Source organism: Roseibium album (assembly GCF_965233825.1).
Classification (GTDB): Bacteria; Pseudomonadota; Alphaproteobacteria; order Rhizobiales; family Stappiaceae; genus Roseibium; species Roseibium album.
This window is the reverse complement of sequence record NZ_OZ247583.1, coordinates 2,630,939-2,644,994: the sequence shown is the minus strand read 5'-3', so window position 1 is coordinate 2,644,994 and position 14,056 is coordinate 2,630,939. Positions and strand designations below refer to the sequence as shown.

Annotated in this window: 10 protein-coding genes; 8 read left to right on the top strand and 2 right to left on the bottom strand. The window is 57.0% G+C overall.

What is annotated here, in order from left to right; genetic code table 11:
* Positions 1–113 precede the first annotated feature (113 nt).
* The 5 genes from ileS to ACO6TI_RS12235 all read left to right on the top strand — a co-directional run bounded on the left by ileS (position 114) and on the right by ACO6TI_RS12235 (position 7,349).
* A complete protein-coding gene (gene ileS, locus ACO6TI_RS12255; protein WP_422385015.1) occupies positions 114–3,074 on the top strand; it encodes an isoleucine--tRNA ligase in 2,961 nt (986 codons plus the stop codon).
* 33 nt (positions 3,075–3,107) lie between these two features.
* The gene (lspA, locus tag ACO6TI_RS12250; protein ID WP_196898019.1) at positions 3,108–3,644 is read left to right on the top strand and encodes a signal peptidase II; all 537 of its coding nucleotides are present in this window, start codon (positions 3,108–3,110) and stop codon (positions 3,642–3,644) included.
* 77 nt (positions 3,645–3,721) lie between these two features.
* Positions 3,722–4,429, top strand: a complete 708-nt coding sequence (locus tag ACO6TI_RS12245) for a hypothetical protein (RefSeq protein ID WP_144436102.1) — start codon at positions 3,722–3,724, stop codon at positions 4,427–4,429.
* Positions 4,430–4,547: 118 nt separating this feature from the next.
* Entirely contained in the window at positions 4,548–6,020 is a 1,473-nt protein-coding gene (locus ACO6TI_RS12240; RefSeq protein ID WP_422385014.1) for a M16 family metallopeptidase, read from the top strand.
* A 3-nt stretch (positions 6,021–6,023) separates the two neighbouring features.
* On the top strand, positions 6,024–7,349 hold the full coding sequence (locus ACO6TI_RS12235; protein ID WP_422385013.1) for a M16 family metallopeptidase: 1,326 nt from the start codon (positions 6,024–6,026) through the stop codon (positions 7,347–7,349).
* 178 nt (positions 7,350–7,527) lie between these two features.
* Here the strand turns inward: ACO6TI_RS12235 and ACO6TI_RS12230 are convergent, their stop codons facing one another.
* A complete protein-coding gene (locus ACO6TI_RS12230) occupies positions 7,528–8,103 on the bottom strand; it encodes a helix-turn-helix domain-containing protein (protein WP_108874683.1) in 576 nt (191 codons plus the stop codon).
* Positions 8,104–8,214: 111 nt separating this feature from the next.
* On the opposite strand from ACO6TI_RS12230, the gene ACO6TI_RS12225 reads away from it, so the two are divergent.
* The gene (locus ACO6TI_RS12225; RefSeq protein WP_422385012.1) at positions 8,215–9,399 is read left to right on the top strand and encodes a benzoate/H(+) symporter BenE family transporter; all 1,185 of its coding nucleotides are present in this window, start codon (positions 8,215–8,217) and stop codon (positions 9,397–9,399) included.
* Between the two features lie 157 nt (positions 9,400–9,556).
* Here ACO6TI_RS12225 and ACO6TI_RS12220 read toward each other — a convergent pair whose 3' ends face one another.
* Entirely contained in the window at positions 9,557–11,173 is a 1,617-nt protein-coding gene (locus tag ACO6TI_RS12220) for an EAL domain-containing protein (RefSeq protein WP_422385011.1), read from the bottom strand.
* Positions 11,174–11,527: 354 nt separating this feature from the next.
* On the opposite strand from ACO6TI_RS12220, the gene ACO6TI_RS12215 reads away from it, so the two are divergent.
* Both ACO6TI_RS12215 and ACO6TI_RS12210 read left to right on the top strand, forming a co-directional pair.
* Positions 11,528–12,352 carry a hypothetical protein gene (locus ACO6TI_RS12215; protein ID WP_422385010.1) on the top strand — a complete coding sequence of 275 codons (825 nt, stop codon included), beginning with the start codon at positions 11,528–11,530 and terminating at the stop codon, positions 12,350–12,352.
* A 150-nt stretch (positions 12,353–12,502) separates the two neighbouring features.
* Positions 12,503–13,993 carry a sigma-54-dependent transcriptional regulator gene (locus ACO6TI_RS12210; RefSeq protein ID WP_108874687.1) on the top strand — a complete coding sequence of 497 codons (1,491 nt, stop codon included), beginning with the start codon at positions 12,503–12,505 and terminating at the stop codon, positions 13,991–13,993.
* The last annotated feature ends 63 nt before the right edge of the window (positions 13,994–14,056 follow it).

Here is a 14,056-nt window from a genome sequence, read left to right as displayed (position 1 = left end):
AACAACGCGGCGCCAGGGACCGGGACACTCCTGTTCTCGCGGCCTGAAGACAGGCACGCAACACCCCGTAAAAATGGCGGGCAGTTTGCCCGAACGACCGGATCGACTTGACGATGACCGAGACAGATAAACGCGACTATTCCGAAACGCTCAACTTGCCGAAGACCGATTTCCCGATGCGGGCGGGCCTTCCCAAGAAGGAACCTGAAATCCTCGCAAGATGGGAAAAGCTTGATATCTACAACAAATTGCGCGCGCAGGGTGCGACCCGCGACAAATTCGTGCTGCATGACGGCCCCCCCTATGCCAACGGCAACATCCACATCGGGCATGCACTCAACAAGACGTTGAAGGACATTGTCACCCGCTCGATGCAGATGATGGGTTTCGAGAGCAATTATGTTCCTGGCTGGGATTGCCACGGCCTGCCGATCGAATGGAAAATCGAGGAACAGTACCGCGCCAAGGGCAAAAACAAGGACGAGGTTCCGATCAACGAATTCCGCAAGGAATGCCGCGAATTCGCCGAACACTGGATCGATGTACAGCGCAAGGAATTCAAGCGCCTCGGCATTGAGGGGGACTGGGACAACCCCTATCTTACCATGCGCTTTGAGAGCGAGGCGGTCATCGCCCGAGAGCTGATGAAATTCGCCATGTCCGGGCAGCTCTATCGCGGCTCCAAGCCGGTCATGTGGTCGGTTGTCGAAAAGACGGCACTCGCGGAAGCGGAAATCGAGTATCAGGATCACAAGTCCGACATGATCTGGGTGAAATTTCCGGTCGTGACCGCCGGTGGCAGTGATCAGGCCGCCGTGGAGCAATTGCTCGATGCGTCCCTGGTCATCTGGACAACCACGCCCTGGACCATTCCCGGAAACCGGGCGATCTGTTTTTCTTCGCGTATTGCCTACAGTCTGTTTGAAGTCACGCAGGATGGCCTGCCGGACGAAAACTGGGTGCAGAAAGGCGATCTCCTGATCCTTGCCGATGCTCTGGCGGCAGACGTCTTCAAGAACGCCCGCATTTCAGACTTCAATCGTGTTCGTGCCGTAACCGCAGACGAACTTGAGGCAATCACCTGTGCACACCCTCTCGCCGACCTCGGCCTCGGCGGCTACGAATTCGATGTGCCCGTGCTGGATGGTGATCACGTAACCGATGATGCAGGTACGGGCTTTGTCCACACTGCCCCCGGCCACGGCTCGGACGATTTTGAAATCTGGATGGATAAACGCGCCGAACTGGATGCGCGCGGTATCAATACCGCCATCCCGTTCACGGTTGCCGATGACGGATTTTACACCAAGGATGCTCCGGGCTTTGAAGGTGCCGAGGTCATCACCCACAAGGGTGAAAAGGGCAAAGCCAACAAGGTGGTCATCGAAAAGCTGAAGGAAAGCGGAAATCTGATCGGCCTTGGCAGACTTAACCACTCCTATCCGCATTCCTGGCGCTCGAAGAAACCGGTGATCTTCCGCAACACCCCGCAGTGGTTCGTCTACATGGACAAGACATTGTCCGGTGAAGGAGACACGTTGCGCACGCGCGCTCTCAACGCGATCGACGAGACCCGCTTCGTGCCGGGAAGCGGTCAGAACCGGTTACGCTCGATGATCGAGAACCGTCCGGACTGGGTCCTGTCCCGCCAACGCGCATGGGGTGTCCCGATTACCGTGTTCATCCACAAGGAGACGTCTGACGTTCTGAAGGATGAGGCAGTCAACGCGCGCATTTACGAAGCCTTTTGCGATGAAGGTGCCGATGCATGGTACGCGGAAGGTGCCAAGGAGCGTTTCCTCGGGAATGACTATCTGGCCGATGACTGGGACATGGTCACCGATATTCTCGATGTGTGGTTCGATTCCGGTTCCACCCATGCCTTCGTCCTGGAAAAACGGGACGATCTCAACCCGACCCGCAAGAAGGACGGCGGAAACGACTATGTTCTTTATCTTGAAGGGTCGGACCAGCATCGCGGCTGGTTCCATTCCTCACTGCTGGAGAGTTGCGGCACGCGCGGTACGGCGCCCTATGACGCCGTCCTGACACACGGCTTCACCATGGCCGAAGATGGCCGCAAGATGTCCAAGTCACTCAACAACCAGGTGTTCCCTCAGGATATCATCAAGCAGTACGGGGCCGACATCCTGCGTCTTTGGGTGGCGTCGACAGACTATTGGGAAGACCAGCGTCTCGGCCAGGAAATCATCAAGACAAACGTCGACAGCTATCGCAAGCTGCGCAACACGCTGCGCTGGATGCTCGGATCCCTTGCTCATGCAACCGGCGAAGAGGTCTCGATCGCCGACATGCCTGAACTCGAAAGGCTGATGCTGCATCGTCTTGCCGAGTTGGACGCCCTGGTTCGTGAAGCCTATTGGGAGTTCGACTACAAGAAGGTGACCCACCAGCTCTTCACCTTCATGACCGTCGAATTGTCCGCCTTCTATTTCGATATCCGCAAGGACACGCTTTATTGCGATGCCGAATCTTCTGCTCGCCGCAAGGCGTCGCTCTTCGTCATCGACAAGCTGTTCAACTGCCTGGTCACCTGGATGGCGCCGATGCTGCCATTCACAATGGACGAAACCTGGGTTACCCGCTACGGGGAAGAGACCTCGGTTCATCTTGAGCAATTCCCGGTCGTTCCCGCAGAATGGCGAGATGAAGATCTGGCTGCCAAATGGGCGAAGATCAGAACGGTTCGCCGCGTGATCACCGGTGCTCTTGAAATTGAACGCAGGGAAAAGCGGATCGGTTCGTCACTGGAGGCACACCCGGTCGTACATGTGACCGATCCGGATCTGATGGCCGCGCTTGAGGGGCAGAACATGGCTGATATTGCCATCACCAGCCAGTTGACGTTGTCTTCCGGCGCTGCGCCGAACGGTGCCTTCACACTTGAAGACACAAAGGGCGTAGCGGTTGTGCCGGCTCTGGCAGAAGGCCAGAAATGCGCCAGATCCTGGAAGATCCTGCCTGAAGTCGGGACTGATCGGGACTATCCGGATGTCACATTGCGCGACGCCGCAGCGCTTCGTGAATGGGACGCTTCTCATGTGCCCGCATAACGCGGCAAGGCAAGGGACAGTTTCTGGAACCGCATGAGCGAACCGACACAAATTGAACCAGATACCGCCGGGCAACCCCTCTTGTGGGGTCGCTTCAGCGGGATTGTGTTCGTTGTTGCGCTTGCCGGCCTCGTCCTGGACCAGGTGAGCAAACTCTGGCTGCTTTATGGCTTCGAGCTTGGAACGAATGGCCCTGTAGAGCTATTCCCGGTGCTGGAATTCGTGCTGGTCTGGAACCGGGGTGTCTCCTATGGCCTGTTTCAACAGGACGGTGATACAGGTCGCTGGCTGCTGGCCGGACTGACGGTTGCCATAACCATTGGTCTTTGGGTCTGGTCGGCGCGCTGCCAGACAAAACTGGTCGCCTTCGCACTCGCGCTGGTCATAGGCGGTGCGATCGGCAATGGAATAGATCGAATCGCATACGGTGCCGTGGTTGATTTTGTGCATTTTCACGTTGGCACATTCTCCTGGTACGTCTTCAACCTCGCAGATGTGTGGATCGTTGCAGGCGTCGCCGCTCTCCTGTATGACAGTTTCAGAATTGGTCCTAATTCAGCCGCAAAATGAAGGTTTAACGCTGAACAGATGGATTGCGGGCGCGTGTATGCCTGCTTTTTCAACAGGTAACCGGGGAGTCTGCTGTGGTGCGGACGAAAATTAGCTGGGTCAGAAAATCCGCCGTGCTTGTCCTATTGACTGGGCTGGCGGCTTGCCAGGCGGCCGACGGAACATCGCAGGCGCCGGATGTGGCACTGGTGAATTCCCTCATGAGCGGGCTCGGCGCTGTCGATCCGAACGCAAAGCCCATCGATTACAAACCCCGCGCTCCGCTTGCCATGCCTGCCGAACCGGGAAAGCTTCCGGAACCGGAAACCGAAGTTGCCGGAACCGATGCCCAGAACTGGCCGCAGCAACAGGAAAATGCTCAATACCGGGAACTGAAGGAGCTCTACGCAGATACCGGCGGGCTCAACAAGCAACCCTTGACACCTGAGCAAATGCGCGGCTTCAAGATCACGGGCGTGACCGGCCAGACGACACGAGACCTGGAAGCCGAGCGCCGCGACAACGATATTGCCGAAGGCGAAGTTCAAACACGCGCGCAGCAGCGCGAAGAGTGGGAAAAGCTTCAGCAACTCAAGGCACAGCAGGCCGGTCTGGAAGACAATGGTATTGCGACACGCCGCTTCCTGACCGAACCGCCAAGCAGCTACAGCACGCCGTCCCCGGACGCGCCGATGCCGGACATTGTAAAGAAGTCGAACAACAAGAAACCGACCAATTACGATCCATATACAAGTACGCCAGTCGATCCGCGGTGTCTGGAAGGTCAACAGGAATTTTGTAACTGACCGATCCGCGGTAAAACCGCGAATGACAAAAATGTAATGGGACCTCTGGACCAACCTTCCTATATGGAGGGATCAGTCCGGAGGTTTTTTCGTTTTCAGGCCACAAAGGGAGTTACACGTGAACCCTCGCCAAAATGCATTTCGTCCATCAATTGCAAAACGACTGCGACGGTCCGCCCGTCTTTTGGCTCTACCCGTACTCTTGCTGGGTACTACAGCGCTTCTCACCCCATCGCAGGTTGCTGCAGAATCGCTCCTGACGAGCGATATCGTCATAGCACCCAATCTGGAGAGTTTCACGCTGGAGAACGGCCTCCAGGTCGTCGTGATACCTGACCGCCGGGCCCCGGTCGCCACGCACATGATCTGGTACAAGGTCGGATCGGCAGATGAACCAGAGGGGCAGTCAGGCGTGGCACACTTTCTTGAACACCTGATGTTCAAGGGGACAAAAGCATACCCTGACGGCGCTTTTTCGAAAATGATCGCGGAGCGAGGTGGTCAGGAAAACGCCTTCACGAGCCTGGACTACACGGCCTATTTCCAGAAGGTCGCAAAAGAACACCTGCCGCTGATGATGAAGCTTGAGGCGGACCGCATGGAGAACCTGGTGCTGACCGAAGAGATCGTCGCGCCGGAACGTGATGTCGTGCTTGAAGAACGCAGAAGCCGTGTGGACAGCGAGCCCGGTTCGCGCCTGCGCGAAGCCATGAACGCCATCACATTCGTCAACCATCCGTATGGGTCACCCGTGATTGGCTGGGAGAGCGAAATCGAAGCCCTGAACAAGGATGCCGCGATAGATTTTTATGACCGGTTCTACACACCGAACAACGCGGTGGTCGTGATCGCCGGTGACGTCGACGTTGAAAAGATCCGGGAACTTGCAATCGAAACCTATGGCAAGGTCGCAAGGCGTGCGGAACCCGGCGAACGTGTGAGACCTTTGGAACCACCACTCTCCGGAGAACGCCGGATTGCGGTTTCTGATCCAAGGGTCCGCCAGGAAACCATTTCGCAGACCTGGGTCGTTCCCAGCCAGTCGACGGGACAGGGACGGACGCCGGAGGCGCTCGATGTCCTGTCGTATATTCTGGGAGAAGGCCCTTCGAGCCGGTTGCACAAGGCCCTCGTGCTTGGCCAGGAAGCTGCCATCGGAGCAGGAGCCTATTACCAGAGCCGAGCGCTGAATGACGGCAGGTTCGGAGTTTATGCCGCCCCGCGCCCGGGTAAGACCCTTGAAGAAATGGAGCGCCTGATAGCAGCGGAGCTGCAAAAGGTCATCGATACAGGCGTCTCCGAAGAAGAAGTGGCGCGTGCCAAAAACAGCATGCTTGCAAGCGCGATCTACGCCCAGGACAGCCAGTCAGGACTCGCCAGGCTGTTCGGCGGTGCACTGACCACCGGCCAGACGGTGGAAGATGTCCAAAGCTGGCCGGCACAGATAAGTGCCGTTACGCCTGCGGATGTTCTGGAGGCCGCGCGGTCCTACCTGACAAAAATCCCGGTTTACGGGGAATTGCGGATCGAAAGCGGGACAGAACCCGCAGCCGCCCTGACCAATGCAACAGAAGTCAACGACAAGTCCTGATCCATGACCCAGAAGACATTCTTTCGCACGCTTTCATCCCTCGCCGTTCTTTCCTTCGTCGCCCTTATGGCGCTTTCCCGTCTTGCCTATGCTGTCGAGATACAGAAAGTTGTCAGTCCGGAGGGTATCGAAGCCTGGCTCGTTGAGGATCATACGGTTCCCATCATCGCGATGAATTTTTCCTTTGACGGTGGCTCAACGCAGGATCCAGCGGGAAAAGAAGGCCTGACACGGCTGCTGGCGGCGTCACTGGATGAAGGTGCAGGTGACCTCGCTTCCGAAGATTTTCAGGGCAAGCTGGAAGAACTCGCTGTGAGTATCGGGTTCAGCACCGGCAAGGACCGGTTTTACGGAAGCTTGAGAACTCTCAGCCCAAGACTGACGCAGGCAACGGATCTTCTGAAGCTCGCAGTCAATGAACCCCGTTTCGATGAAACGCCCGTCGAGCGCATGAAGACGCAATTGAGTACGCAGATCAGACGGAACCAGAGCGATCCGAACGCGATTGCAGGCCGGTCACTCGCCGATGCCATGTTCGGGGCGCACCCTTATGCCCGCCCGACGCTTGGGACGATGGAGTCGTTGACCAGCCTTTCCGCTGCAGACCTTCAGGCACAGCACGGCAAGATCCTGACGCGGGACGGACTGAAGATCGGCGTCGTCGGCTCGATCGATGCCAAGACCCTGGCCCCGCTTCTGGACAAGATTTTCGCCGACCTTCCCGAGCGAAGTGACCTGGCGGCTGTCGCCGACCTCGCGCCCCGGACCGGCGGGACAGTTCACCGTGAACTTACAGTGCCGCAAACAACGATACTTCTGGCTTATCCCGGCATCACACGCGACGACCCTGACTATCAGGCGGCTTACGTGATGAATCACATACTCGGAGGTGGGACCTTTACATCATGGATGTATCAGGAAGTGCGCGAAAAACGCGGACTTTCCTATGGGGCGAGCACGTCCTTGTCGCCTTACCGCCACACAGGCCTTCTCATTGGATCCGCGGCAACCAAATCGGACCGGGCCGGCGAGACTGTGGAGGTGATGCTGAACCAGCTGAGCCGCATGGCAACGCAAGGCCCGAGCCAGGGCGAGCTGGAGGCGGCCAAGCGATTTATCACCGGTTCTTACCCACTGCGCTTCGACAGTTCGGGAAAGATCGCCCGTCAGCTCGTTGCCCTTCAAAACGCCGAGCTCGGCATCGACTATTTCGACCGCCGCAACAGCGAGATCCAGGCCGTGACACTTGAAGACGTTCAGCGCGTTGCAAAAAGGCTGCTCGCGGAACACAAACCGACCATCATCACCGTCGGCCAGCAGCAAGGCTGACAGACGACTGGATTTGATGTGTGTTGTCGAGAGCAGGTGCAGGTCCGCAATGTGCCAGCGCCGATCTCGGCAACTCGCCGCGGCCACCATGCCTATGCCTCACCTCGGCGTCTTTGATCCGGACCAAAAAGAGTCTGCCGCAGTTTCCCTGAAAACAGAACGTTAGGCCTTCTGGTTTTCAGTCTTCGCCTGTTACCTCAAACAATGTTGTTTTGGGATAGTGCAAGGTGTTGTGAAACTGGGCCTGCTCATCGTGAAGATTTCGATATCCATGGGGTTGATCTGCACGAAATCTCAGACCGTCACCGCAGCGGCAGCGTTTCCAGTGGCCGTCGAACAAGATTTCCATCTCTCCCTTGGTCACGAACACATCCTCGACCACACCGACATCGTGTGAGTTCGAGGTGTGTGTCTGTTCTGCTTCCAATGTCACAAGAAACGTCTCAGAACCGAAAACCGGGTCGAAGGGAAATACGGTGTGAAAACCGATGCTTCCCGGAAAGCTGATTAACTCCTTGCGGGCAGGTGTAAAGGTATCACCGGTCTGGATCATGTCTTCAATGAAGGCTGTGAGAGGCAAGTGAAACCCCTTCGCCAATTTCCACAAGGTCGCGATGGTCGGGCTCGAGTCGCCGCGTTCGATCTGATGAAGCATCGCTTTGCTGACGCCAGTCAGCTCCGCGGTCCTCGACAGGCTTAGCCCGGACTTCAATCGAGCGGCCTTGAGTTTGATTTGAATTTTTTTGTCTGTCATTTGCCTGAATCTCTTGTTCGTTATAACGAACGTACGTTATAACGAACAATCGCAGAGTATGGTCCCACGTGTCCAAGCTTAGCTTTCCCGAACCGCAAAGGCACGACAGATATGATTGCCGGTCTGAAACTTTCACATCTTGTCTCGGGATCCATCGCGGTACTGGTCGGCTACACCGGCAGCGTGGCGATCTTATTTCAAGCCATTGACAAGCTTGGAGCCACGCAGTTGCAGGCCAACAGCTGGATGCTGGTCCTGGGGCTGGGAACCGGGTTAAGCGGCGTTGCACTGTCCTGGCGCTATCGGATGCCAATCCTGACCGCATGGTCAACACCGGGGGCGGCTTTGCTGGTCATTGGTCTTGATGGCATTCCCATGAGTGAAGCCATTGGCGCCTTTCTGGTTTGCGGCGCGTTGCTGACGCTGACCGGATTGACCGGCTGGTTTGAGAAACTGTCGCATCTGATACCTGATGCGATCGCCAGTGCCATGTTGGCAGGAATTCTGTTTCGCTTTGGTTTGGGTGTTTTTTCGTCAATGGAAGAGGACATGGCGCTCGTCGCGGTCATGTGCCTGACGTATCTTGCAGGAAAGCGATGGTTTTCGCGATATGCGATACCTTCGGTATTGGCGACCGGCATCCTTTTTTGCTGGATCGCAGGCGCCTTCCACACCGATGTCGAATTTGCGTTTTCAATCGCTCGACCGGTCTTTGTCATGCCCGAGTTTTCCATGGCCGCACTCATCGGGGTCGGCCTGCCCCTCTACGTGGTCACGATGACCTCGCAAAACATGCCCGGCATCATTGCCTTGAAATCAGCAGGGTACCAACCGCCGGTTTCCGCGAGCATGACGGTCACCGGGATGACCACGGTTCTGCTTGCCCCTTTTGGAGGTTTCGCATTCAATCTCGCGGCAATAACTGCAGCGATATGCGCAGGTCCGGAAGCCGATGCAAACCCACTGACGCGATACAAGGCGGCCCTCATTGCTGGTGCATTTTATTGTCTTGTCGGTTTGCTTGGAGCTGCCGTTATCGGTCTATTCCTGATTGCTCCCGAGGCGCTTGTGGTATCGGTTGCAGGACTTGCGCTCATGAATACCATCGGAACCAGCCTCAACACCGCGCTGTTGCAGTCCGGGCAGCGAGAAGCCGCATTGGTAACTTTCATGACCACTGTGTCCGCTATCTCCTTTTTCGGAATTGGTGCGCCTGTCTGGGCCTTGCTTTTCGGGGCTGCGACCAGTTTGGCATTGTCAAAAAAGGGAGTGAACCCTCTAAAAAGCACGATCTAGCAACCGCAAAACGACTCTTCCGTACGACACCAGCCAGATCCCCGTTCCGGCCCATTTCGGGAACGACATCTGCAAGGAAAGGCGTCCCCGATCATGCATTTAAGGAATTGAAAAACGTCCCGCATTCCACACAACCGGTATGGACGATTGCGCCAGATCAGCCTGCCGCCGACTTTCTGGGAGCCGGCGCGCCCTGCAGGACTTCTGCCCGGACGGGACGCGGCGGAGAAAACAGGTTGCCCTGGGCCAGTTTCACATCGTAGTCGAGCAATTCCAGAACCTGCGATTCCGTCTCGACGTGATCGGTGATCAGTTCCATGCCGTAACGATGCAGCAGATCGCCGAAGTCCGAGGGATGAATGTGACCGTGCTTGGCTTCCCGGCGGCCGATCAGATAGTCAGCATGGAGCTTGCCGTATTTGAAGCCCCGCCCGGCCAGAGAATTGAAGTCCATCTTCATGTCGTTAATCCGGTCGATCGAGAACCGGAAACCGACTTCATATAGAGCGTTCAGGCTCTCGAGCTCCATCGCTCCCATCTCGGCGACATCGCCCTGGGAGAATTCGAAGACGAGCACATCGGCAAAATCCCTATTGGATTTCACGAATTCCAGAAACCCCGGGAAAAAAGTTTCATCGACAAGCGAAACCAGGGAAATATTGCAGAACAGAACCGCATTGCGATTGCGGGAAGTCAAACGACGTATGACCTGGACGGCACGGAACAGCAACAGGTTGTCTATGCGGGCGATCTGGCCCGACAGCACCGCTTCGGGCAGAAATGCCGTTGCTGCTATCGCATTGCCTTCTGCATCGCGGAGGCGCGTGAAGGCTTCATAGTACTTGACCTGTCGCTGCGGCAAGGTGACGATCGGCTGCAAGTGCAGCTCTACCCTGTTGGCATTGAGCGCGGATGTTATCAATTCCCGCATTGCCATGTTGGGTTGCGGGCGAGGCGGCTGAACTGTTTCGACATCTTTTGCCTGAAAGTCCGCTTGAGACGTCACTTCATCGCCGAAATCAAACGCAGGTTCAGGCCTCGGTGTCGGCACCATGGTGTCTTCTTCACGGGGTCTTTCGCCATGAACACCATATCGCCGGTCCCACTCCGCCATGTCGCCATGGCCGTGCGTTTCAGGCGACTGTGGAGCCGGCACCTGAGGCGCTGGCGCCTGTGGAGCTGGAGCCTGCCAGTTCATGTGATCAACAGGCGGATGCTCGGGCTCGTGCTGCGGCATCGGATGCAGCTGAGGCGGCACTCTCGGTTCAGCATGTACAGGGTTGTACGGAGGGGGGCTGGGGGGGGAAGGTGCGTATGAGGGCGGAATGCCCGCTTCATGCGCCTGCACAGCGGGCCGGGCCTGCGGATAATGCGGAAGATTGGGCGCCCGCGGCGGTGGAGCAAGTGCCTGTTGATCTTCCACCCGGGTTTCCAGATCGGACATGGCTTCCGCCATCTGTTTCACCAGCGTGCCGAGCACTTCCACCTCGGCGAACAAGGGATCGATTTCCGCGCGGGTCCGGCGAGGCATGGTATGTTCCATTCCCGTCAGCCGCCCCTCGAGATTACCGACATCCTCGTCAAGGTCGGCCATTCGGTCCTCGAGACGGTCCACCGCAACGCTCACCGCTCCACGATCACGCGCACGGCCGATCAGAAGATGGATCAGAATCATCGTGCACATCAGTGCGAGCGACAGCGAAACGGCTTCACCGAACGGCCGCCCGAACTGAAAAATCAGCACGATTGCGGACGACAACGCGATGATCGCCATGCATATTGCTACAAAGATGGTCCCCGTTCGACCCATGATGTCTGAAAGTTCCGACCCGAATCAAAATTTACCGGTTAATCATGCCTTAAGAAACAGGCACATCCGAATCCGCAAGCCTCTGTGAGGCATCGAATTGCCGACTTGTCCCCGACTATGCATCACCAAACCCACTGTTTTTTCGTTTCATGCGCGATACCGGGCAGGTCGGAAACCGGTGCAGCGCGGAAGCGGTGTCAGCGGCTATATCTGCCGAACAGGAATGCTAGGGATTTGCAATCACCATAGACTTGGTTAAAATTATGGCGGGCAAAATGTCGTGGTGCAGAAGGAACCGGTTACCATAAGGGGACTGGCATGCACACCGCCGAGCAGACGACCCGGAACGCTTCCACCCGAAAGGCACAGGATGACCGCCGAGGCAGCCACTCGTCTGCACAGGCCGATTCCGCAAAAGTCCCCGGTGCGCACCCGGCACCCAATTCCGATGCCTCCGTCCTGCCGTGCAACGAGAGGCAGGCCCGGTCGGCATTGACCGATGCCCTCGAAAGCGCGGAATTTCGCTCGGCACCTCAGCTCAGATCGTTCCTGGAATTTGTCGTCCACGCGTCGCTGGAAAACAAGCATGAAAAGATCAAGGGGTACACGATCGCGGTGGAAGCCCTTGGACGTGCAACGGATTTCAACCCGGTCACCGACCCGATAGTGAGGGTGGAAGCCGCCCGGCTCCGTCGCCGGCTCACGAAATACTATGAGGGTTCGGGTGCCTCCTCCCCTGTCCGTATCACGATCCCCAAGGGAAGTTACGCACCAGCGTTCACATCCGTGAAATCGGCGGCAGATTCGGGAACAGCAGCCAATCAGCAGGACGCTGTCACGAGCGAGAACAAGGCCGCGGAAGACAGCCGACCGTTCGAGGACCTGCATTCCTCTGTTTCTGCGGACGGTAAAGCAGGTCGCTCTGAAACTGAGCAAAGCCTTGCGAATTCGAATTCCATCGGTCAGGCAGGTACGGCACAAGGCGTGGAAAACGCGAACCCCTTGCAGGGCAGCTCCCAACGCACATTTCCAAATCAGCGGGAATCTCCACTCCCGCGACTCCTCCGGATACAGGTATCGCTTCCGATTGCTCTCGCACTCGCGGCGGGTGGTTTTCTCGCCGGTCTCCTTGTGGGCGCATAGGATAACTCGCTGGTCCGATCAGTTTTCTCCGTAAAAACTGCAAAATGCGTCATCTGACAACGCTTTGTTTACCCTGTTCGGAGAATTATCAGGGTGACGAATCTTTCGATATTCGAAGGACCCGGATCAAGCGATGGGAGTTACCCAGCAATGGGGAGTATTGAGGGCAACCATTTGCCTGTGATTGTACGTGTACTCGATGCATCGGCCTCGGAGGCAGCTCGCACATCCGCCGTTTGCGCGAAAATATCCGCCTCCTGCGCCGATCCGATCCTTTACACGGACTCAGCGTCCTGCCTTCAGGATCTGGCGGACAAGTCAACCGACGTTCTTATCATAGACCTGGAAACTATTGGCGGTGACGAAGCCCTTGAAGCCTATGCCGTAAGATGTCCGAAGGCCGTAATCATCGCCGTATCGGCAAAAGGATCGGTATCGCGTGCGGTCAGCGCGATGCGATCGGGTGCCCATGACTTCCTGACCAAACCGTTCTCGCTTGATGCACTTGCCACCAAGATCATGTTTCAGCTCAAACAGCGCAGACCTGTTCTGGCGCCCGCTCCCGTCGAGGCCGCATTGCCGAAGGAGCCTATTCGCGTGCCGGGACGCCAAGCCCTGAAGTCGCGATCTGAAATCTCAATCGTTGTACAAACGGGCCTGGATCGCCTGATCGGTGTTTCGCTTCAAATGCGCGACGTCCATGATCAGATAAGACGCATGGCGCCCTCGCAGGCGCCAGTGTTCATCACCGGCGAGTCTGGAACCGGCAAGGAACTGTGTGCAAACGCGATCCATGACCTGTCCGATCGTCATCCCAACCGGTTTGTTACGCTGAACTGTGCCGCCATCCCCCGGGACCTGATCGAAAGCGAAATATTCGGGTACATGCGCGGTGCCTTCACGGGCGCATCGGAAAATCGGGCCGGTGCCGCGGAACAAGCCGATGGCGGAACACTGTTTCTCGACGAGATCGGCGAAATGGACCTGCTGCTGCAAAGCAAGCTTTTAAGGTTTCTTCAAACCGGAAGTTTTCAACGGCTGGGTGACACACAGTCCCGCAAGGTGGATGCACGTATCATCTGCGCGACGAACCGCAATCCGGTTGCCGAGATCACGGCCGGCCGTTTCCGTGAAGACCTTTATTATCGTCTTCACGTCCTACCGGTCCACCTGCCGCCGCTGCGGGAACGCCGCGACGATATCCTGCCGCTTGCGGAGACTTTCCTTGACAGGTACTCCAGCGAAGAACGACGGAATTTCAAGGGGTTCGACGCCGACGCCGAAACGCGGATCTTGTCCTACGGCTGGCCCGGCAATGTCCGGCAACTGGAAAACACCATTCGACAGATGGTTGTCATGAATGATGGTGCAGCCGTTACCTATGACATGCTGCCGATGGTAATCCGCGATCAAAGCAGTCGGCCGAATGCAATCATCGATCTTTCCAGGGAAAGGTCGCGCGTGAGCGTTCCAAGCCGTCCCTTCGGGTCCATCGAGCCCCTTTGGGCCCAGGAACGGCGGATTATCGAAGACGCCCTCGATGCGTTCGACGGAAACATCGCCATGGCGGCGGCAGCACTGGAAATCAGTCCCTCCACTATCTATCGGAAACGTCAATCCTGGACGGCACGCAGCCTTTAACCGGCTATCCGTTTACTGCATTGCACACATTTTCTTGTCTATCGTCAAAAGTCGGTCTATATC